The sequence below is a fragment of the Bdellovibrio sp. GT3 genome, assembly GCF_037996765.1.
Classification (GTDB): Bacteria; Bdellovibrionota; Bdellovibrionia; order Bdellovibrionales; family Bdellovibrionaceae; genus Bdellovibrio.
Genome location: NZ_JBBNAD010000004.1, coordinates 676,885 through 697,465 on the forward strand (window position 1 = coordinate 676,885; position 20,581 = coordinate 697,465).

At 47.8% G+C, this 20,581-nt stretch carries 24 protein-coding genes; 12 read left to right on the forward strand and 12 right to left on the reverse strand.

The genetic code is table 11. The annotated features are described in order from the left end of the window. The first annotated feature begins 412 nt into the window (after nucleotides 1–412). The 6 genes from AAAA73_RS04815 (at nucleotide 413) to AAAA73_RS04840 (ending at nucleotide 5,005) form a co-directional block, all read left to right on the forward strand. Nucleotides 413–1,198, forward strand: coding sequence for a hypothetical protein (locus tag AAAA73_RS04815; protein ID WP_340597045.1), 786 nt, complete (start codon nucleotides 413–415; stop codon nucleotides 1,196–1,198). A 56-nt stretch (nucleotides 1,199–1,254) separates the two neighbouring features. Then, on the forward strand, nucleotides 1,255–1,911 hold the full coding sequence (locus AAAA73_RS04820; protein ID WP_340597046.1) for a hypothetical protein: 657 nt from the start codon (nucleotides 1,255–1,257) through the stop codon (nucleotides 1,909–1,911). 130 nt (nucleotides 1,912–2,041) lie between these two features. Next, nucleotides 2,042–2,920, forward strand: coding sequence for a site-specific tyrosine recombinase (locus AAAA73_RS04825; protein ID WP_340597048.1), 879 nt, complete (start codon nucleotides 2,042–2,044; stop codon nucleotides 2,918–2,920). 82 nt (nucleotides 2,921–3,002) lie between these two features. Next, nucleotides 3,003–4,451, forward strand: coding sequence for an ATP-binding protein (locus AAAA73_RS04830; protein WP_340597049.1), 1,449 nt, complete (start codon nucleotides 3,003–3,005; stop codon nucleotides 4,449–4,451). Between the two features lie 79 nt (nucleotides 4,452–4,530). Then, nucleotides 4,531–4,752, forward strand: coding sequence for a hypothetical protein (locus AAAA73_RS04835; RefSeq protein WP_340597050.1), 222 nt, complete (start codon nucleotides 4,531–4,533; stop codon nucleotides 4,750–4,752). Further along, nucleotides 4,733–5,005 (forward strand): BrnA antitoxin family protein, encoded by a 273-nt coding sequence (locus tag AAAA73_RS04840; RefSeq protein WP_340597051.1) that lies wholly within the window; start codon nucleotides 4,733–4,735, stop codon nucleotides 5,003–5,005. The genes AAAA73_RS04835 and AAAA73_RS04840 overlap by 20 nt, the downstream gene beginning before the upstream one ends. A gap of 230 nt (nucleotides 5,006–5,235) precedes the next feature. Here the strand turns inward: AAAA73_RS04840 and AAAA73_RS04845 are convergent, their stop codons facing one another. From AAAA73_RS04845 to AAAA73_RS04860, 4 genes are all read right to left on the reverse strand, one after another. Next, nucleotides 5,236–5,505, reverse strand: a complete 270-nt coding sequence (locus AAAA73_RS04845; protein WP_340597052.1) for a hypothetical protein — start codon at nucleotides 5,503–5,505, stop codon at nucleotides 5,236–5,238. Between the two features lie 91 nt (nucleotides 5,506–5,596). Continuing rightward, a complete protein-coding gene (locus AAAA73_RS04850; RefSeq protein WP_340597053.1) occupies nucleotides 5,597–6,202 on the reverse strand; it encodes an HAD family hydrolase in 606 nt (201 codons plus the stop codon). A gap of 17 nt (nucleotides 6,203–6,219) precedes the next feature. Then, the gene (locus AAAA73_RS04855; protein WP_340597054.1) at nucleotides 6,220–6,555 is read right to left on the reverse strand and encodes an FKBP-type peptidyl-prolyl cis-trans isomerase; all 336 of its coding nucleotides are present in this window, start codon (nucleotides 6,553–6,555) and stop codon (nucleotides 6,220–6,222) included. Further along, on the reverse strand, nucleotides 6,556–7,464 hold the full coding sequence (locus tag AAAA73_RS04860; protein WP_340597055.1) for a hypothetical protein: 909 nt from the start codon (nucleotides 7,462–7,464) through the stop codon (nucleotides 6,556–6,558). Between the two features lie 70 nt (nucleotides 7,465–7,534). Between AAAA73_RS04860 and AAAA73_RS04865 the strand changes: the two genes are divergently transcribed. Beyond that, the gene (locus tag AAAA73_RS04865) at nucleotides 7,535–8,266 is read left to right on the forward strand and encodes a hypothetical protein (RefSeq protein ID WP_340597056.1); all 732 of its coding nucleotides are present in this window, start codon (nucleotides 7,535–7,537) and stop codon (nucleotides 8,264–8,266) included. A 6-nt stretch (nucleotides 8,267–8,272) separates the two neighbouring features. Here the strand turns inward: AAAA73_RS04865 and AAAA73_RS04870 are convergent, their stop codons facing one another. Further along, the gene (locus AAAA73_RS04870) at nucleotides 8,273–8,557 is read right to left on the reverse strand and encodes a DUF3817 domain-containing protein (RefSeq protein WP_340597057.1); all 285 of its coding nucleotides are present in this window, start codon (nucleotides 8,555–8,557) and stop codon (nucleotides 8,273–8,275) included. Nucleotides 8,558–8,678: 121 nt separating this feature from the next. Between AAAA73_RS04870 and AAAA73_RS04875 the strand changes: the two genes are divergently transcribed. Together AAAA73_RS04875 and AAAA73_RS04880 are read left to right on the forward strand one after the other, a co-directional pair. Further along, nucleotides 8,679–9,164, forward strand: a complete 486-nt coding sequence (locus tag AAAA73_RS04875; RefSeq protein ID WP_340597058.1) for a ribonuclease H family protein — start codon at nucleotides 8,679–8,681, stop codon at nucleotides 9,162–9,164. Next, nucleotides 9,154–9,429: a YheU family protein gene (locus AAAA73_RS04880; RefSeq protein ID WP_340597059.1), complete on the forward strand. Its 276-nt coding sequence runs from the start codon at nucleotides 9,154–9,156 to the stop codon at nucleotides 9,427–9,429. The genes AAAA73_RS04875 and AAAA73_RS04880 overlap by 11 nt, the downstream gene beginning before the upstream one ends. 22 nt (nucleotides 9,430–9,451) lie before the next feature. Here AAAA73_RS04880 and AAAA73_RS04885 read toward each other — a convergent pair whose 3' ends face one another. Together AAAA73_RS04885 and AAAA73_RS04890 are read right to left on the reverse strand one after the other, a co-directional pair. Then, the gene (locus AAAA73_RS04885) at nucleotides 9,452–9,745 is read right to left on the reverse strand and encodes a hypothetical protein (RefSeq protein WP_340597060.1); all 294 of its coding nucleotides are present in this window, start codon (nucleotides 9,743–9,745) and stop codon (nucleotides 9,452–9,454) included. 152 nt (nucleotides 9,746–9,897) lie between these two features. Next, a complete protein-coding gene (locus AAAA73_RS04890) occupies nucleotides 9,898–10,407 on the reverse strand; it encodes a hypothetical protein (protein WP_340597061.1) in 510 nt (169 codons plus the stop codon). A 192-nt stretch (nucleotides 10,408–10,599) separates the two neighbouring features. Here AAAA73_RS04890 and AAAA73_RS04895 point away from each other — a divergent pair, with 192 nt between their 5' ends. Then, complete coding sequence (locus AAAA73_RS04895) at nucleotides 10,600–11,592, forward strand: 3D domain-containing protein (RefSeq protein WP_340597063.1); 993 nt, start codon at nucleotides 10,600–10,602, stop codon at nucleotides 11,590–11,592. Nucleotides 11,593–11,599: 7 nt separating this feature from the next. On the opposite strand, the gene ybaK is transcribed toward AAAA73_RS04895, so the two are convergent. Then, the gene (ybaK, locus tag AAAA73_RS04900; RefSeq protein ID WP_340597064.1) at nucleotides 11,600–12,091 is read right to left on the reverse strand and encodes a Cys-tRNA(Pro) deacylase; all 492 of its coding nucleotides are present in this window, start codon (nucleotides 12,089–12,091) and stop codon (nucleotides 11,600–11,602) included. Beyond that, entirely contained in the window at nucleotides 12,088–13,911 is a 1,824-nt protein-coding gene (locus AAAA73_RS04905; protein WP_340597065.1) for a monovalent cation:proton antiporter-2 (CPA2) family protein, read from the reverse strand. The genes ybaK and AAAA73_RS04905 overlap by 4 nt, the downstream gene beginning before the upstream one ends. Before the next feature lie 186 nt (nucleotides 13,912–14,097). Here AAAA73_RS04905 and AAAA73_RS04910 point away from each other — a divergent pair, with 186 nt between their 5' ends. Next, nucleotides 14,098–14,907 carry a S1 family peptidase gene (locus AAAA73_RS04910; protein ID WP_340597066.1) on the forward strand — a complete coding sequence of 270 codons (810 nt, stop codon included), beginning with the start codon at nucleotides 14,098–14,100 and terminating at the stop codon, nucleotides 14,905–14,907. A gap of 121 nt (nucleotides 14,908–15,028) precedes the next feature. Next, nucleotides 15,029–18,676 (forward strand): efflux RND transporter permease subunit, encoded by a 3,648-nt coding sequence (locus AAAA73_RS04915; protein WP_340597067.1) that lies wholly within the window; start codon nucleotides 15,029–15,031, stop codon nucleotides 18,674–18,676. A gap of 9 nt (nucleotides 18,677–18,685) precedes the next feature. On the opposite strand, the gene AAAA73_RS04920 is transcribed toward AAAA73_RS04915, so the two are convergent. The 3 genes from AAAA73_RS04920 to AAAA73_RS04930 are packed head-to-tail and all read right to left on the reverse strand — an operon-like array spanning nucleotide 18,686 to nucleotide 20,580. Beyond that, nucleotides 18,686–19,585, reverse strand: a complete 900-nt coding sequence (locus AAAA73_RS04920; protein ID WP_340597068.1) for a serine protease spb1 — start codon at nucleotides 19,583–19,585, stop codon at nucleotides 18,686–18,688. After that, entirely contained in the window at nucleotides 19,582–20,025 is a 444-nt protein-coding gene (locus AAAA73_RS04925) for a FixH family protein (protein WP_340597069.1), read from the reverse strand. Before AAAA73_RS04925 ends, AAAA73_RS04920 begins: the two co-directional genes overlap by 4 nt. Further along, a complete protein-coding gene (locus AAAA73_RS04930) occupies nucleotides 20,026–20,580 on the reverse strand; it encodes a DUF6436 domain-containing protein (protein ID WP_340597070.1) in 555 nt (184 codons plus the stop codon). Nucleotide 20,581: the final 1 nt, after the last annotated feature.

Below are 20,581 nucleotides of genomic sequence, written 5' to 3' on the forward strand. Positions count from 1 at the left end.
ACAGGCAGAGTATCGGCATACAGCTTACTTATCTGTAATTGAACTAAAAACCCATGAATACTCGGGCAGCAAACATAAATACAGCACCGAGAATTAAAACATTTGTTGCAGAGACAGTCATTTCGCGTCCTTTTTGAATTGTGATACATCCCATTTCGGTAATGTTAGGAAAAATCTTAAATGTTATTTTTGCGTCTAACTAATGTGCATGTCTTATTTTTAGAAAAGGTGCCCTTTTTGCGCTCGCCCCTTGGTGGTTAGTCACTGGAAGGGTGTTTGTTTCAGATTGAGAAACCGCATAAATCCCAAGTTAAATTAGATAATTACAAGGCCTTCAGGATCTTGGCACAGGCATAGCAATACCCAACCTCGAGGGCTCACCTTTGAAAACGAGCCCTTGAAAGAGGATGGTATGAACAACAAATTTAACGCTCCAATGATGATCTTGGTTACTGCAGTGGCACTGATGGGTGTCGGGTGCGGAAACAATAAGATGGTCGTCGCAGGTTCAAATCAGTCTGTGAATACATCCGGCAACGAAACAGGATATATTCCAACTTCACCAGATGGCAGCACGGGTACTGACACAGGTACAGGCTCTACTGCTTATTCAAATGAGGCGACATTCACTCCAGTGAATATGAATGAGTTGAATGCTTATGTTGGAACTCGTCCATTGAATGATCCGCAAAATATCAAAATCAAGATTCAACTATCTCAAGTTGAAAGCACAGGCCGCTTCGCTGGCTCAGTTTCTTTGTCTTATACAGATACTGGCATGGTTTACACTGGAACTTTCTCTGCGGGTTCTGGCAGAAATGCTGAATACAAGGGTTTGAAAGACAACAATTCCCTGGAAGCGACTTATAATACTTGGTTCAAAATCAATGGCAGCTCTGTGTTCACGGGTTTCTTCCAGGATCAATGGGGCGGTGTTGTGTTGGTTATCGATAAATTGACCACTCAAGGTGATATCTCTGGCGGTGGCGGTATGGTTGCTTCCGGTTCTTTGTACTACAAGAACTTTGCTCAATCCTACGCAACTCAGTCTCCGTACAGATTCTGCTGGTTCATCTATGACGGTCCTTACAACTGCCGCGCGGATTCAGTGATCAACAAATCATCTCTGACTCCAGGTAACGGTTATAAGAAGCTTGGTACTTTCACTGGAATCTCTTACACGGCGGCTTTCCAGTAATTGAGTGAATTGAAATAGAATTGAATTTTAGAAGTTAAATAAATCGAGGAGTAACTATGGAAAATTATGAATATAGAAAGCTGAGCTTTCCGGGAATGATCCTGCGTTTGGCAGGTGCATTGGCGGTGACAGCTTTGATGACAGCTTGCCCAGGTAAAAATGATGGTCCAAACGGTAACAGTTGGGTCACAGCAGCCAACTTCGTAAGTCCCACTCAAATGGGATCTGTACAAGGTGTGAACCCGATGAACTCGGTTTCATTGGCCTTGAATGTGATCGTTGAGAGCGGTGCTGCAACTTACAATGGCACTTATCAAAATGGATATTACCCGGCGAACTATAACACTGGTTATTATCCAAACGGCACTGTTCCTGGTTACTCCAATATTGGTACGAATCTGAACCTTTACACAGGCCCCGTGGCTTTCCAAGGGACAATGACGGTTGGTACTAACTGGTATGATCTTTATGGTTCCGGTTGTCAGGTTGCACCGGGCACTTACACGGTAGAGACTGCAACTCGCGGTAACATGGCGAATGCGGGAATGATGTCGACAGTGGTGCTTGTGGCAAATCCAGGTAACATCGTGATGGAAATCAACGGCGGAATGATCAATGGCAACCGTTTGGTGGCCCTTCCTCCAGGTGGTATCCACGTAGCTCAAGTAAACGGCGCTGTTTGCAGCCCGGTGTTTGGCGGATCTTTTAACTAAGACGCTTCTTCAGATGGCTTAAAATTGAAAACCGTCCGGTGCTGACCTCGCAGCAACGGGCGGTTTTTTATTTTGTTTTAGTGACATAATATTTCTTGCGCTCCGTCTAAAGTCTGGTTCTAATATTCTTATGGAACTACCTCTTTGGATCGACTTCTTTGATGAACTGCAAAACGTACGTGGACGTTCCCAAAATACGGTGATGGCGTATCGCCGTGACCTGGAACTCTATATCGAATATCGCAAAACCCATAATAACGTGACTGGCTTCTACGAATTTATGAAGAAGCAAAAGCTTTCCACGCGCTCTCAAGCCCGTGTGATCTCTTCCTTGCGCACGTACTTTAAGTTTTGTGAGACCCGTGGCCACAACAGCCCGGAGCTGCGTGAGCTAAGACCACCAAAGGTGAAGGTCGGCTTACCGAAGGTTTTGACTCCCCAGGAGTTCCAGCAGCTGTTTGATGCGGCTGAGGTGAATGATCCGGTGAAAACCGCGCGCAATCAGCTGACGCTGTTATTCCTTTATGGTTTGGGCTGTCGTGTTTCCGAATTGATTTCTCTTAATGTGACGGATTTTAATCAAACAGATCGTTGGATCAAAGTTCTTGGCAAGGGCAGCAAGGAACGTTTGGTTCCTTTGACTGAAAAACTGGCGGAAACATTGACTCAGTATCTGCGCGAGCACCGCTCAGTTCTGACGAAAGACAACACTCCATCAATCCTGATCAATGACCGCGGTCATCGTCCTTCCCGTGTTGACGTGTGGAGATGGCTTGCCAGCTGGTCGACGCGTGCAGGGTTTGCTGAACCGGTAAATCCACATCGCTTCCGTCATGGCTGTGCCACGGCTTTGTTGGAAAGTGGCGCGGACCTGCGTTCGATCCAAATGTTGTTGGGACATGCAAGTATTCAGACGACCCAGATTTATACGAATGTGACGACGAACACGATGACTCGCACTATTGAGGAACATCATCCACTGTCGCAAATGGCGGAAGTGGAAAAATAGTCCGGACCTCGGTTTGAAATTTTCTAATTTCTAAAAAAGCCCACACTGGTTGTGGGCTTTTTCTTTGCTGGCAGTGTCTGCCATGAAATTAAAATCACTTATTCGCGAAAATGATGTCCTCGTTCCGGTCGAGGTGGAAATCAACTTTACTCCGGGCCTGCCGCAAATCCAGTTTCTGGGTTTGCCTGACCAGGGAATTCGGGAAAGTATTCACCGAATCAAAAGCGCCATTCGTGCGCAAGGTTTTGAATTCCCCAAATCACAACAAGTTTTGGTTAATCTGCGCCCTAATCACTTGAAAAAATCCTCCCGCGGCCTGGAGCTTGCCGTGGCCATGGGGATTTTGTGGGAGTCAGAACAAATCCCGAAGCCTGATGACACTGTGATGGTGTACGGGGAGCTGGGACTTTTAGGAGAAGTTTACGAGCCCGGGGATCTGACCACGGATTTTGAGCCTGACGGAAAAGTCTTAGTATGGACAGGGCAGACACAAAATACTTCGGCGGTTTTTGATCGCTACGAGCTTGGTTGTTTGCAGGATATTCGAGAGCCGGTGGAGATCGCAGCGGTTCCGCGCGAATACGAGGTGCGAAGACCCGAGGCAGATTTGCAGCTTCGCTTTCCGGAACGGCAGGCAAGGCTTTTGGAAGTGATTGCGCTGGGCGAACACTCGGTGCTTTTGGCGGGGCCTGCGGGTTCTGGCAAAAGCACCATCGCACGCACGCTTTCGGCTTTGCTCGCGGCGCCCACCCAGGAAGACATGCACACAATTTCAAAAAATAATCGGGGCGGCAGCGAGGCCCCTCTTCGCTGGCGTCCCGTGGTTCATCCCCATCATTCGACCACCGCTCTTGGGTTGATTGGTGGGGGTGTGCCCCCTTTCAAGGGCGAGATCACCCGGGCCCACAAGGGCATCATGATTCTGGATGAGCTGCTCGAGTTCAACGTGCGCGCGCAGGAGGCTTTGCGCGAGCCCATGGAGGAATCCATGATCCGCATTCGCCGCAGTCGCTACGTTGAGGAGTTCCCGGCAGAGTCATTGATGATTGCGACGACCAACTTATGCCCGTGCGGTGATTGGGTGCCGAAATCGAAAGTCGTCTGCGGCAGATCACTTAAAAAATGTCAGTCCTATATGGAGCGCCTCTCGGGTCCGTTGGTGGATCGGTTTCATATTACGTTTTTCACCAAAAAACGTGAGGACGGGGACTCGGTATCTGGCGAGGAAATCCTGGAAAAGTTGGAGGCCAGTCGCCGCTTTCGCGCGAAGCTTTCGATTCAAGATGCGCGCTTTAAGAAGCTCGCCAGTCGGTGGAGTTTTGAAGAATTGGTTTTGGATCTGCCCAGCTTTTACATGAAAGAACTCTTCCCTAAAGAGATCTCCAGCCGCCGTCGCGAGCTCGCGACGCTGCGAGTCGCCAGAACTCTGGCCGACCTCGAGCAAGTCGAAAAGCTTCAGCCTCAGCATGTTGAGAAGGCCCTCAAGATGACCTTTGAACCCGTCGAAGCGTTAAAACGTCTTGGATGTTGAAATATGCATAAAATATGTATAATATATTCGGAGGTGCTTAATGCCGAGAATTAGGTACCTTCAGTCTATTTTGTTCGGGATGTCCGTGTGGATTTACTATAGTGATCATGGTTTTCCCCATGTCGAAATTTACCAGGGCAAGCCGGAAAATTTTGAAGCCCATTTAAAGCTGAATATTCTGAATTTTGAACCTCTCGAAGTGAATGGCTTTTCCGAGCGCTCGGTTCGACTGATTATTAAAAAGCTCCAGCCGTACCGGGAAGCGTTGTTAAAGGATTGGTATGAAATCGTCAAAGAGTAAGTTAAATTACGGCAACATCGAAGTGGATGAGCGAATCTTTGATCCCGAAAGTACGAAAGTACGCATTTCAACTATGATTGATGCGGACGTCGTTTTCGCATTAAGGGAGCGGGCGAAAAATGAGAAAACAAAGTATCAGACTCTCATAAATAAGATTTTGCGCCAGGCGGTTATGGGGGGAGACCCTCTTCATATTGATGAGATCGAGGCAGCATTGCTAAAGCGAGGCTTCGTTAAGAAAGCTCGTGGATAGGCTTAAGCTCACTTTTAAAGCATTTTAAAGCGTTTTGAAGATCACATAATGTTTAAAGTTGACTTAAAACACTGATTTCAATAGATTGGGTCTTCGCGTTTACTCAGAGGTGGGTTGGCCGAGAAGCTAGGCACGGCTCTGCAAAAGCCGCTAGAGCGGGGCGGTACCGCTATCCACCTCCAATTTTAAAAACCGCCTTTCCAGGCGGTTTTTTTATTTCTGCTTACAGTCTATTGATGTTCTTTGATCGATCCGTCGGAATCCTTCATATCACGGGTTCCTTGCGGTGCTTTGAGTGACTCGTCAATACGAGGATCTGAAGTGGCACGACGGTCTCGATTGATTTCCTGAGAGCTGGATGAGCGGGTGGGTTTCGTGCCGAATTGATCATCGTGCTCGTAAGTTGGATCGCCGGGTTTCACTTCCGTCGAAGTCCGTGGTGCTGCAAAAGTCGTGATTGAGCCCAAAATAAACAAGCTGGCAAGTATAAGTGTTTTCATAAGATCTCCTTCACAAAGACATCGTAGCAATCTTTGAAAGGAGAGGACATTGGACGTTGTTGGAATACATGGATCAGACCGAGGGCAGGCCCTATCGGGTGTGGATCAGGCTGTACTCTTCGTTGACCTTCAGGCAGTTCATGTCCGCAGAGTGAGCTGCTTGAATTCCCAAGACAGCGTCTTCAAAAACCAGACAGTCCGACGGCGTGATTTTCATCTGATGGGCGGCCATTAGGAAACAATCCGGTGCCGGCTTTCCTTGCGTATAGTCTTCGGCACAAACCAAGAGTTCAAAATAAGGCTGAAGCTTCAGTTGATTCATGGTCAGTTCAACGATCTTTCGGCGGCTGCCAGTCACGATCGCCATCGGCAATTTACCGTGATAGTGCTCGATCACATTCATCACTGATTTGATGGTGCTGACTTCGTGCAGACCTTCCAGGTAATGCACTTCTTTTTCTTTCAGGAATTGCTCAGGATTGATGGAAGACTTATGCAATTCATTCATCATCTCCACGATGCGATGAGTGGGGCGGCCCGCCCAGGACATGTGCTGTTCGCGGCTCATGGAAAGGTCGTATTTCGCGAGCGCCTTGTTCCAGGCGCTTAAGTGCGCTGGCATCGTGTCTGCCACCGTGCCGTCAAAATCAAACAACAGAGCCTTAAATTCTTGCGCGGGAAAAAACTGCTTCAACATGACTGCAGTCTAGCACACTATTCGCGAGGGCGCGACTCTAATAGTTCCACCTCGAAGGTCAGATCCGAGTGAGGTGGAATCTTGCCCATGGTCCGCTCGCCATAGGCCAAGACTGCGGGGATGTGAATTTTCCGTTTGCCGCCGACCTTCATTCCCAAGACTCCCAGGCTCATGCCTTGGATGACTTTTTTGGAGCCCACCACAAATTCAAAAGGACGTCCGTGATTTAAGGAAGAGTCAAATACGGAGCCGTCGCTCAGGGTGCCGGTGTAGTGAATGAAGACCAGGGCGCCCTTGCTGGCGATTTCGCCATGGCCAAGGTTGTGATCGGTGATTTGAACTTGCGCATCCATTTAGAACCTCAAATACAAGTGAAAGTTGACGCCGGGATTGCGGGTGAAAGTGTGTTCCTGTGCGAAATCAATATTGGGCTGAACTTGATAATCCAATATGTTTTCGTAGAGCACCTGCACGAAGGCCACCGACAGGTTGTAAGAGTACAGTTGGTAGTTCGGGCGATTTTTTGAAGTAAAGAAGATATTGTACGAGATACTTTCCGATTTGGTGAACCATTGTCCCAGAGCCACACCGTTGGTGACGGTATAAAGATGATCGCGATCGATATAATCTCCTTCATTGATGAAGGTCAGATTGAAATGCCGGCTCAGGTAAAAGTTGAAATTGATTGCCTGAAAAGTCCCTGTGCCTTTTTCTGCATCGGCATAAAACTGCAATTTGGGATTGATGTGATAGTCGCTGGTTCTTTCAGCGATACTTTCAAACGTCAGTGTGTGTGAAAAGCTGGGTGTCGCAGTAAAGTTGATGCGCGGTTGAAACGATGTCCTTACGTTTCCCAATTGTCGAAAAAAACCAAAAGTCGCGCCGGGGTTTCTTTCTCTGGGAGCATTACGCACGTAGTTCTGCGCAACACCCCTTTCGGAGGTTTCGTCATAAGATGTGAATGTCACTTGCCAGTATTCTTCCAGGTTTGGAAGTCGAAAATTGAAATCCAGATTGAGGTCATTTCTTAAACTGTCGTAGGAGTTGATATACGCGCCAACTTCGATGACAGCCGTAGTTTTATTGGCGTCCCCCGAATATTTCTGCCCTGCCAGAAACAAATCCAAACCAGTGGCGAAACTATCCAGCCAGCTTGAGATATTAATATTTCCCTGGATCAGGTCCGCTTCCAAATCGGAATCCGCGGGAGGCTTCGTTGCCGCTGTGCTGATGGATGCAAATAACATTACAAGCAGAGCCAAAAGGCAACGCTGTGTTTTGTTAGTGTATAAAGATAATGATTTTTCAAGCATCAACCATTAGGCTCCAAGTATGGCTTATATTAATCGCACACTTTCCCTTCTGTCTCTGAGTATCTTGCTCGTTTGTGCAGAATTTGCTTTTGCTTACGTGCCTCAGCGCGGGAATGTGATGATGTATTTGGGGCCATATACTTACAAGACAGAGTATAACGGCACGTTGTCTGATTTAAAGCAGGACACCGGTGGCGTATCCTTGATAGCTTCCGGGGATGTCAGCGATCATGGTGCCCTGGAGATGGCCGCGATCTACATGCATAAATATTATTTCCGTGATGAGTCCAACGGGCGAAGTCTTGTGCAACGAACTCAGACGATGCATATCACAGTTGCGTATCGGCGCTACTGGGCGCCTTCATTTGCAACCTCACTGGGAATTTATACGAACTACCCGATGGGTAATATCAACACCGTTCACAACGATTTTGCCGATTCGGAAAACATAAAAACGTCGGCCTCAAAACCGTCGGAAACGGGCATCGATTTGGCATTGCAGGGGGAGTTGTGGCAATCGGGATTGTGGGCTGTGATGGCGGAGGCCCGATATTCCTATGCTTTGACCTATGAGCCGAACGAGTATTCAAATCAATATGGATTGTTTCTGGGAGTGCGCTATTTTATTCAAAGTCGGGTTGAGAAACCAAAGACTCTGATTGAGGCGGAAAATGAAAAGCCGCCAGAAATTAAAACTCCGCAGGAGCGGAATAAGGAAAAGGCTGCTCCCGTAAAATCGAGCAGCCCTTAAACAAAATTACGCTTTTTTAGCGTCCAGGTATTTTCTTTCGAACCAGAATGTTCCAAATGGCAGAACCGCCGCAAAGAAAGCCTGAATGCGCATTTTCCAAGTCCAATTCAACTCACTCGCCAAAAAATTAGCGAACAACACGTAACCGATGAACAGGAAACCATGGATCGGACCCATGGCTTTCACCACTGCGGGATTGCCTGCCATGTATTTAATCGGCATTGCGATGAAAAGAAGAGTCAGGAAAGATAGACCTTCGAGCCAACCTAAAACTTTAAAAGCTTGAACCATAATTCACCTCGTTTCTAAGTAGATGGATAGCGTGAACCAGGGGTTCGCGCACTGAAAATCTTTGCGTTAATTATGCAACAAATTACTGCGCTTCGGGGAACTTTGTGGAAAGCTTTGGAGTATGTATCGCATCTGGCAGTTCTTACGACGTATTTTTTCTGGAAATGTTTTTGAAATCTACACGGACGGCAGCTTTAAGCATGGCAAAGGTGCCTGGGCTTATGTGGTGTCGCGCAAGGGTGTTATCGTTTGTGAAGGCTTTGCCGCACAAAAGAAAACCTCCAGCAACCGAATGGAGTTTCAAGCCGCCATTGAAGCCATAAAATCCCTGCCCGCAAACAGTCGCGGTGTCCTTTACACCGATTCACGAGTGATGCTGGAGGCGGTTGAAAAAAGTGAGCGCTGGGCCAGCAATGGCTGGGTGAAAAATCAAGGGCAGCCTATTCCGGAAGTGGACCTGATTCAGGAGCTTCATACTCTGGGACGGGCGCATCAGATTGAGTGGCGCTGGATTAAGGCGCACTCTGGCATCGAGTTTAACGAAAGATGTGACGAGCTTTGTATTCGTGCTAGAACCAAGTCCGGAGATCTTAAAGATGGATATTGATTACGATCAGCAAAACGAAGAAGTAAAGCCACCCGTGGCAATTCCCGTGGAGCAGCTCAGCGCCGAGATCCTGGATGCCGTGATTGAGTCTTTTATATTGCGTGAAGGTACTGATTACGGAGTCGTGGAAATTTCACTCGAGAAAAAGAAAGAGCAGATCCATCGTCAGCTTAAGAAAAACGAAATTCGTATCGTTTATGATTTCAATACTGAATCGGTGACAATGATGGCCGATCGCGATTGGAAAAAGCTGCCGAAGTCCTAAACTTCGGCAGAGTTTTTTTGCACTATTGGCAGTTTACGTTCATCCAGGCGTTCACGAAAAAGAACGGAGGATTCGCATAAACAAAAGCCGTGCGGTATTGAAACGGTCCCACCCAGTCAGCAAACCAGGAATTAACAATCATACCATTTTGCAACTGACCCACAGCCTGACCTTGGCAGTAAACTGTGAAACCTGTTGGATTGTACATTGTGATTGCAGCTTGATAACCATTCAGCTGGTAGTTGAATGCTGGAACCCAAGCTTGAGCGGAAGCGGAAATAAACAAAGAGGCCATAGCAGCCATCAAGAAACGCATAACGATCCCTTCAATGAAAAGTTATAATTAAGAAGGGGTAAATCGCGAAAAGACTCTTCAATCAATAAAATTGCACGATTCCTTGGCAATTGAACTCTAAACGTGATTTATTTGTAAACGGACCACCAAATGGCGCAGCGCGCACCTGTAAATTAGAAAAGGTCCTTCAGGAGCATCGGCCCGTACGTTAACCAAATGTAAAAACCAAAGCAGTTAAATACGAATGCCATCACCAGTCTCGTTCGCGTTAGTTGCGATAGGGGCATCTCCTTACCCAATACTCGAAATCCCAGAAGCATTGAATAGAGATTGCACACCACTGGAATCAGCACGCATCCCAGGACGGCATTGATGAGGCATCTTTTTGCCATATCCTGGCTCTCTTGCAGGTTCTGGTTTTTCAGCAGCAAGGTCTCGTCTTGCTCTGCGATTTTCTCGGCCTGGGAATCCTCCAGTTGCTCCAAGGATGAGGAGGCCGCCAAAAATTCATTTTCGGGAATTTCAATGATTAATTTTCCTAAAAATGTTTCCAGGTGAGGTGCCACTGAGCGGGTCATCTCATCGCGCAGACGGGGATGGAATCCCTGAGCGACTAAAAAGGATTTAACCACCTGGGCTTCAGAGAAATTGGCCACTTCAGTTAGAAAAACGTGTGTACTCATGGGGATATGCTAACCATAGAAGCGGGAACTGTCTAATTTATTAACAGTTTTGATGAGTAGATTGCTGGCATGATAGGGGCAAAAAGTACCAATTTACGGCACGGCATTTCCAATGTTTGCAGAGTAAAAAAAGTCGTCGCGATACTGAATATAGTCTGTTAGGTTGGGCCTCGGTTTTCTTCTGGAGGGTGCATGCAAACTAAGCGTTTTTTCACATTCACAATCGTTTTGGCGACGATGGCTCTTACAGCCTGTGGCAACGCTGATCAATTTGCAGCTTATAACTCCCTGGATTCTGATAATGGCCATGTGACTCTTCAAGATCAACGTGTGCATGATATCGATTCCGATGAATGGCAGACCACGTTGCCGGTACAGCCTGCAACAGTTGGCAATCCTGAAGATTTCCCTGCACCAGCTTCAGTTCCCGAGTCCGAAGAGGATGGGGCTTTGCCAGTTCAGCCAGCAACTGTTGATCCCAAAGCCGTTCCTTCTCACGGGACCGTGAGTGCTGAACAAATCGAAAAAGATCGTCCCGCAGGCAAAGACATCGTGGGCACTTCGAAACTTAAACCGACAGTTTATTATTTCCCGATTTTTGACACTGAGAAAACAACCTGTCCGGACAGTCAAAAGGTCACGCTTTACGGTCAAGGCGGTAAAACCTTGATTCGTGTTTGTAAAAAGATTTCTGATGCCTGCGGATTGCAGGGGTCTTGTTCTATCAAGAAAAATGGCAAAATCCGTTTGCTGAATATTTTGGCTCGTATCAAAGGTCAGAATCGTTATTTTGAAATCGATCGTGAAGAGTGCAAGTATGGATACGGCGTTCGCACCGTGTGTCTGGATCCTTTCCACACCTTGGCAGCCGACCTGTCCATCTATAAATTGGGCGAGGTGATTTACGTTCCTTCCGTCATCGGTTTGATTTTGCCTGACGGTACTTTGCATGATGGTTACTTCATCATTCGCGACAAGGGAGCCGGTATCATGGGTCGTGGTCGTTTTGATTTTTACTCAGGCTTTATGCCTTGGTATGACAAAACGAACCCATTCAACAAAATTGGTCTGGCTGATAAAAACACCGAAGTTCCATATATTCGTGTGACAGGGTCCAAGGCCAAGGAAATCCAGGTTCGTCGCAACTATCCAAGCATCCCTAAAGACAGCATGCCCGTGCAGTAGGGCTGTCCTATCCCGGAATGCCCACTTGAACTAAAGTGGGCGAAAGAATTCGCAGGACTTCCTTGGGGGACATCCCCACCAAAAATCCACGTTTCCCCCCATTGATATAGATTTTATCCAATTGCAGAATCGTTTCTTCCAGGTAAACGGGCATCTTCTTTTTTGTTCCAAACGGAGAAGTGCCGCCCACCTGGTAACCGGAATGACGATCGGCCACTTCTGGTTTGCAGGGATTGATACTTTTAACTCCCAACGTGCGCGCCAAATTCTTGGTGGAGACTTGCATATCTCCATGCATAAGTACAACCAGTGGTTCTTTGTTTTCGTTTTCCATGATCAAAGTTTTAATGACGGCGTGTTCAGGCACGCCCATCTCTTTGGAAGAATGGGCTGTGCCGCCTTTTTCAAGATAAGTAAACAGGTGGTAAGTCAGTTCGACCCCGTGTTTTTCAAGCTCGCGCAAGGCCAGTGTCATGGGCGGTTTGGTGTCTTGACTCATAATTTGGGTTCCTGGGATTTATCGGTATCGGAAGAATCAATATAGGTTTGTCTTTGATCCTCACGCAGCACCTCTGCCAATTGCTGCATACCCTGGCGGGAAATATCCAAAAACTGTTTTTGATCATTTCGATATTTATATTGATTGGCCAGCATCAGTTCATCATGGGTGTGGAAGCGCTCGATGATGGAGCGCGCACGATCCGCCGGATAACCCAGATCGACCAGCAGTTCGCGACTTAGCAGCAGGCTGGATTCAAAAGTTTCGCGGCGAATGTGTTTCAGATCAACCCCGAGGTCCATCAGGTCAAAGACATGGGCACGGTTGCGGGCACGGGCATAGACTTTCAAGTGAGGGTGATGTTCACGCGCGAGCTCCACAATGTGCTTGGATGTTTCCACGTCGTCGACAGCCACGATCAGATATTTCGCGGCTTTTGCACCGGCAGCATCCAGGATTTCCTGACGGGAAGCATCGCCATAGTAAACTTTATGACTGAACCTTCTTAGCAGATCAATTTGATCGGGATCATGATCGATCGCCGTAAAGCCGATGTCCTGGGCTCTTAAGATACGGCCAAAGATTTGACCGACGCGACCGAAGCCCGCGATGATGATTTCATTTTCAACGCCCTCAAAGCTGTCCCAGGCTTTGGCCGGTTTGCGCGTGGCCAGCCATGACTCGATTTTGGAATTCACAACGATCATAAAAGGACTCAGGATCATTGAAAGGGTGACGATCACCGTTAACAATTCGGAAATTTCACCGCTGATCACCTGCGAAGTTTGTCCCACACCGAAGATCACGAAGGCGAACTCACCCCCTTGAGCCAGATAGGCGGCCATGTTGCGGGAGCTGGCACTGTTAAGTTTAAGGGCTCGGCCCACGCCGTAAAGCAGGCCTGCTTTAACTGCCATATATACGAAGGTGGCAGCGATAATAAAAATCGGATTCTTTAGAATAAGATGAATATTGACGGACATACCCACAGAGATAAAGAACAGACCCATCAACAAACCTTTGAAAGGTTCAAGGTCCGCCTCAAGTTCGTGGCGATACTCAGATTCAGACAACAGAACACCTGCCAGAAAGGCCCCCAGGGCCATGGAAATTCCCATGTGCTCCATGAGGTAAGCGACACCCACGACGATGGTTAAAGTCACGCCTGTGAAAAGTTCACGGCTGCGCAAAGCGGCCACCTGTCGCAGAAATCGTCCCATTAAGGTGTAGTTGAAGATCAAAAGACCTAAAAATATTCCCGTGACACCCAGCCAGTTGACCTCCGTAGGAGTGGCTGCCTGCACCAGGCCCAGCGTTGGAATGATGGCCAATGCCGGAATGGCAGTCACGTCTTGCATCAAAAGTATCGCAAACGAAGAGCGGCCGAATTCGGTGTTAAGAACTTTCTTTTCAGCCATTGCCTGAATAGCAAAGGCCGTGGAGGAAAGACTCAGGGCGAAGCCCGCGACCCAGGCACTGTTCCAGGAAGCCCCTTGTGTTTTTACCAGCACGCCCAGAGCCAGGGTGCAGGTCAGGATTTGCAATCCACCGAAGCTGAGCAAAGTCTTCTTCATCGCCAGGAGTTTCTTGGGTTGCAGTTCCAGGCCGATCAGAAAAAGAAGAAAGACCACGCCGAATTCAGAGAGGTGTTTCACGGATTCAACATCAGTGATCAGCCCCGCTGTTTGGGGCCCAATAAGAATGCCGGCGGCAAGATAACCCAGAATGCTTCCCAGGCCCAATTTTTGGAAAATGGGTACAAGAAGTACTGATGAACAAAGGAAAGCAAGAACTTGAAGCAAATAAGAGTGTTCGACCATTTAAAAATCGTAACAAGGGGTGCTTCAGACGCCAAGGTAAATAATTTACGGTGCCCTTTGTGATTTATTTGCAGGGCGCTGTCCCGATTTAAAGACTGTCCCGATTAGGAAAATTTCATTTTGGCTTTTATCAAGAGCGGTGTAGAACCCACCCCGAGTTCAATATTATTTAAGGGAGTTTTCCAAATGAAATCTGTTAATTTACTTATCAAAGGTCTTCTTGTTGCAGCAGCACTTACTGCCTGCGCACCAGCAAATAAAAACGGGACAGTTGCTGCGGACGGCAGCTCACAAGTCATCGGTGGGGACGTGGTTAAGCCGGGTTCTCGTGTTATCCGTTCGACGGTGGGTCTTTATGATGCAAAGGCCGGTGCATTGTGCTCTGGTACTTTGATCGCTGAAAATATCGTATTGACGGCAGCACATTGCGTGGTTGGTGATCCAAAAGCATTGCAAGTTCACTTCAATAACGAAATGAAAAAATCCACGCCAGAACAAATCCGCAAAGTGGATGCTGGTTTCGTGAATACAGATTACGATCCACAACGTAAAGAAAACACCGCAGACATTGCTCTTCTTCGCTTTAAAGGCGGTTTGCCTTTGGGTTACGGCCCGGCAAAAAGATTGAAAAATTCCGGAGCCTTGGTTGAAGGCATCACTGTGCGTATCGCAGGTTATGGCTTGAACCGTTCATGGGTTATTAAATCCGGCGCAGGCACTTTAAGAACAACAGAGCTTGTGGTTGCTGACCCTCATTTCTCTGCAACAGAAGCCATGTTGAAACAATCCTTAAAGCGTGGTGCTTGCTCGGGTGATTCCGGTGGTCCGGCCTACTTGGATATTGGTGGTGAGTTGCACCTATGGGGTGTCTTGAGTCGTGGGGATGCTTTGCCAACCCGTTTGACTCCTGATTGCTTTATGTTGTCAGTTTACACTCGCGCTGACGTTTATGCGAAATGGATTGATGACGGTATGGCGCTACTAAGAGCTCAATAAGGACTCTTTAGTAAATGAATACTTAAATCTGAAGGGGAGGTCCAATGGATCTCCCTTTTTGTTTGTTAAAACACCGGATGTCCCCTCATCCAAGATTCTATAGAATCGAGGGGAGGTCTGTATGCGCATTTCTGACGTATCCATTCGCAATGCTGTTTTCTCCTGGATGCTGTTTGCGGCATTTATCATTTTTGGTTTTATTTCCTTCATGCGACTGGGGGTCAGTCAATTGCCCGATGTGGACTTTCCGGTCGTGAATGTTTCTTTGACTCTTTTGGGAGCAGCTCCTGAAATCATGGAAACTTCAGTCGTGGATCCGGTCGAAGACGCCCTGTCTTCGGTGGAGGGTGTGACTCGCATCAGTTCAGTCAGTAAAACCGGGATCGCCAATATCACCATTGAATTCGAATTGGACCGAAATATTGATGTGGCCCTGCAGGAAGTGCAAACCAAGGTGGCCCAGGCGCAACGACTCATGCCTGAAAATGTTGATCCTCCGATTATCACCAAAACCAACCCCGATGATCAGCCGATTTTATGGCTGGCTTTAATGTACGACAAAAATGATCCATATTTTTTGATGACCTACGCCAAAGACTATCTGAAGGATCGCTTTACGATGGTTTCCGGTGTGGGGGATATTATTCTGGGTGGTTATACAGATCCCGCCATGCGTGTCTGGGTGAATGCAGATAAGCTTAAGAAAAATGTGATCTCAGTGGGCGACGTGATGGAGTCTATCTATGCCCAGCATACGGAAGTGCCCGGTGGTTTTATCCAAAATCCCAAAAATGCCTTCAATGTCAGAACACTGGGGGAGTTTAAGGACGCCAAGGGTTTTGATGACATGATCATAAACCGCCGCGCAGGCATGGTGATTCAGGATCCGTACAACACAATTCGTTTAAAGGATGTCGGTCATGCCGAGGAGTCCCTGGCAGAAGTGTATCGCATCTCGCGTTTTGATGGGGTGATGGCTTTGGGGCTGGGAATAAAAAAGCAAATCGGCTCCAATGCGGTGGCCGTGGCCAACGCAGTAAAGCAACAGATGGTGGATATTCAAAAAACACTGCCTGAAGGCATGAAGCTCGGAGTGAATTTTGATTCCTCCCGCTATATTGAACAAAGTATCCAGGAGATGATCAAGCATCTGGTGCTGGCAGTGATCCTGACCTCTTTGGTGTGCTGGATTTTTCTGGGAAGCTTTACCGCGACGTTGAACGTATTGTTGGCAATTCCCACCTCCATCATGGGGGCCTTCATTGGTTTGTATTTTTTTGGATTCACTCTGAATACTTTCACTTTGCTGGGATTAACTCTGGCGATCGGGATCGTGGTGGATGATGCCATCATGGTGCTTGAGAATATATTCAGGTACAACGAACGGGGATTGCGCCCCATAGAGTCCGCCATCATCGGCGCTCGGGAAATCACCTTTGCGGCTTTGGCGGCAAGTATTGCGATCATCGCGATCTTTTTGCCGGTGGCCTTTATGAAAGGTGTTATTGGGAAATTCTTTTTACAGTACGGTATTACAATATCTCTGGCTGTGTTGCTGTCGCTGCTGGAATCTTTGACGATTACACCCATGCGCTGTTCGTCATTCGTGCATACCGGTCATCGTTCCACGCGAATTGGAAAAGCATTTGATATCTTTATGGATAAGTGGCGTGAATTTTACGCCAAATCATTGAATTGGGTTTTGTCTTTTCGTTGGACGGTGTTGTTCGCATCCGTGGCTTTTGTTGGGGTCTCATTTGTCACTGTCATGGGACTGAACCGGGAAATGACACCGATCCAGGATCAGAGTTTGTTCATCATGCGCCTGTTCTTGCCCATTGGAACATCTTTGGCGACCTCCGATCAAAAAGCGCGGGAAATCGAGAAATGGATGCGCTCACAAAGTGAAGTCAAACATCTCTATGCCAGTGTGGGTGGATTGGGATCAGGTGGCGGGAGTGATGCCAACACCGGGATGATGTTTGTGACTTTGAAAGACAAGGGTGAGCGGGGTGTGAATAAAGAACTGGGGCGCGAGTTGTCGCAGCAGGAGTTCATGAATTTTGCCCGCAAAGAACTGACTCAGGCTGTGCAAGGTGTTCAGGTGTTCATGATGGACCCATCAAGCCGGGGATTTTCAACCGGCAAAGGATATCCGATTGAATTTATTTTGCAGGGACCTGACTGGGCGAAACTTGAGGAGATCAATAACAAATTCAAAGAAGATATGAAGCAATCAGGAATGATGGTGGATGTCGATTCAGACTATCTTGCCGGGATGCCTGAAATTCAAGTGACCCCGGCGCGGGATAAAGCGGCTCTTCGCGGAGTCAGCGCGGAAGATATTGGTGTGACAGTGCAGGCGATGATTGGTGGCGTTAAAAATGGTCAATACACCAAAGGCGGACACCGTTATGATGTCTACGTTCAATTGGAAAAGGCCAAGGACCCGCGAACTGAATTTAATAAACTTCTGATTGCCAATGATCGCAACAACCTGGTTCCGCTTTCACAAGTTGCACAGATTGAACAAAAAGCCAGTCTGCAACAAGTAACCCGGGTGAATCGTCAGCGCGCTATCACGATTTATGCAAATCTGGCGTCAGGGGCTTCCCAGCAAAAAGCCTTGGATTTTATTTTTAACAAAGCCAAGGATCTCCCCGAGGGATACTTCATCGATCAATCGGGGGCCGCTAAAACCTTTCGCGAATCATTTGATAGTTTAATATTCGCTCTCGCCCTGGGCGTTTTAGTGGCCTACATGGTGCTGGCGAGTCAGTTTAATTCCTTCATGGATCCCGTGACAATTCTGATGGCATTGCCCTTCAGTATCTCCGGGGCTTTCTTTGCACTGTATCTGACGGGACAATCCATCAATATGTATTCCATGATCGGTATTCTGCTGCTGATGGGGATTGTGAAGAAGAACTCAATTTTGTTAATTGATTTTACCAACGCTGTTCGTTCACGAAAAGAAAATACGACGGCGGATTCAGCTCTGAAAGAAGCCTGTCCAATTCGTCTGCGCCCGATCATTATGACCAGTGCCGCGACGATCACCGCGGCCTTGCCGTCAGCATTGGCGACCGGGGCCGGTTCAGAAACGTTTAAACCCATGGCGATCACCCTGATTGGCGGGGTGATGGTTTCAACGCTTTTAACATTGTATGTGGTGCCTGTGGTGTACTCGTTGTTAGATCGCTTTCGCAAACGGGACACAAGGCAAAAAGATGTTCGCCTGGCATTTCAAAATGTCGGAGCCGCGGTTTCAATCAACGAAAACGGCCAGCCAGTGATGAGCGACGGAGAAGGTCTGCAGGATGATGCGGGCATCAAAACTGAAATTACCAATGAAACTGAGGAGCAAGGATTAAGGCACTGGGAGGAGGAGGAAGAGATGGAGAAGGAACATCGGGAAAAAAGAAGTTTTTTTGGATTCTTAAGAAGAAAGTATAAAAAACCGACGGGACCCAAGCCGATTTTTAGCTCGCCGTCGCCGGGCGTTCGCCGTTCCATGGGGGAAGACACAGAGAAGGCTGCGGAGCAGAGAATTGCCGAAGAAACCACCCGGATGGAAAGCCGCCATCTGCGATCCGAGGATATTGAACCTGATTTTGATCGCAATATGCCGCATGTGCAGGATGAACTGGGTGAGCAGGCCGAGAAAAATCTGGTGCGCGACGAACGCGAACGCCATCGCGAAGAAGAACGTGTGCAAAGAATGCGAGAGCATGATCGGCGCATGCGTGGTCTTGATCGCGATCACTGAGGTACGGACTTACCTCTGCCAGCGAGTCTGATAACTGATGGTGATGGTTTTTGAAAGACTCGTGTTTTCAGGTGAGCCAAATAATGTTTGATCTGCATAGGACAATGTCCAGGCACTTTCCATGCTTAGCATGTAATTGGCCATCGTAGTCCATGTGATATTTTTTTGTGAAGATCCCTTGGAGGATTGGGCGCCGGAAATTTCAATGGCGTCCTCATACATGCCCGTAAAACCAGATCCCACTCGCCAGTCACCTTTGTTCCAGCCGCCACCAATGCTCCAGCTGTGCCCGATATTCGGTGTTGCCGTGATGGTGCCGCCATTAGCGGGACTGGAAAATTCCCGGGCAAATGATTTGTGAATCTCAACGCCAGCGTTGGCATCCCAACGACCGAAAACTTTAACTAAAGCGGCGCCACCACCCACGTTGAAGAAACCTCTGCCTCGGGAGTCTGAGGCCAGGGAGTTAGTGGCATCATAAATGGAGGGCGACGTGGGAACCGCAAGTTGCAAAAAGGTCAGGCCTTTTGGTTTCCAGCGGGAATAAGACTTTTCAGGAAATGTTTCGTGGCCCAGGGTTAAAGAAATATCGCCAAGTCCAGTGCTGGTTTCATTTGTGATGGAGCGGGAAATCACGGGCACGGAAAACCCAGTTTGCCAGGTGTCTGAAATCAGAGTGGCTGCTTCGATTTTAAATGTCTGACTGTGGTTTTCGTCCGCGCGTTTGATCCATTTCTGATTGGGCAGAACATCGTCGGTAACCCGACCGTAACTGAGTGAACTGGTCAGTTGTGTTTTCTCATCACCCATGATCAGTGCGGGAAACGCGAATCCACCGCCACAACAGCTCGCGGCCAGGCTCTGTGTGCCGGCTCCCAGAAGCAAGAGTGCAAGAAAGAATGACTTCATAACAGTAAACTCACCGTGGCTTGATCGATCACTGTAGTGCCGTTTTTCAAATAAATGCGAACTTCCCAGTCACCCGGCATAATGAAATAAACTCGGCGAATACGGTAAACACCCGTTTCAATTTTCTCGATAGTGACCGGAGAGGATCCGTGTCCCATGGAGGGCATCCACAGAATAGCACTTAAAGTATTTTCAGGATCCACCAGGGTACCGGCGCTCACAGAATCAGTTTTACTCCAGAACTTCAGGATAAATTCAGACTCAGCAGGTGACTGAGGTCCCAGGGTCCATTCAAGTTTCGCGCAAAGATTTGCATGCGCCAATTGCAAGAGGCACTCATCGCCGGAATTAGTTTGTGTGCTTTCATTGAGCTTTGGATCAATATAATCCGGTCGTGCACAAGCGGAAAAAGCCAGAAATAACAGAATCAGGAATTTCATTTACGCGTCCTCGCGCGAAATGTAGCAACCCACGGCGCGGCCTTCTTTTAAGCGAACCTCTTTGCCGGATTCAATGTCTTCGAGGGCGTCTTTTAGAAAATGTTTTTTTGCTGAAGGTCCCACGTTGCTGTCAGTGACGCCACCTTGATACAAAACTTCGCCGTCAGGGGAGAGCAGGTAGGCGTGCGGAGTTTTCAAAGCACCAAAATCATTGGCAAGACGGGATTTTGAATCCTGGATAACTGGAAACGGCAAAGCCGCTGTAGTGAAGTGGCTTTTTGTCATTTCAGCGTTTTCATCCGTGTTGGAATGAACCCCCACAAAGTTAAAGTCCTTGTACCGTGTGGCTAATTCCTTCAGCAAAGCCTCGTGACTTGCAGAACAAGGGCATTTTGCAGAAAGAAAAACGACGACTGTGCCTTTATTGGCAGATTTTGTTTCCAGATGCAGAAACTTGCTGGACAGCACATCGGTTCCATCAACAGAATTAAACTGCTTTGCGGCCCAGAGATTCAATGAGGTCGTCAATATAAACAGGCTGATTAATAGTTTCATA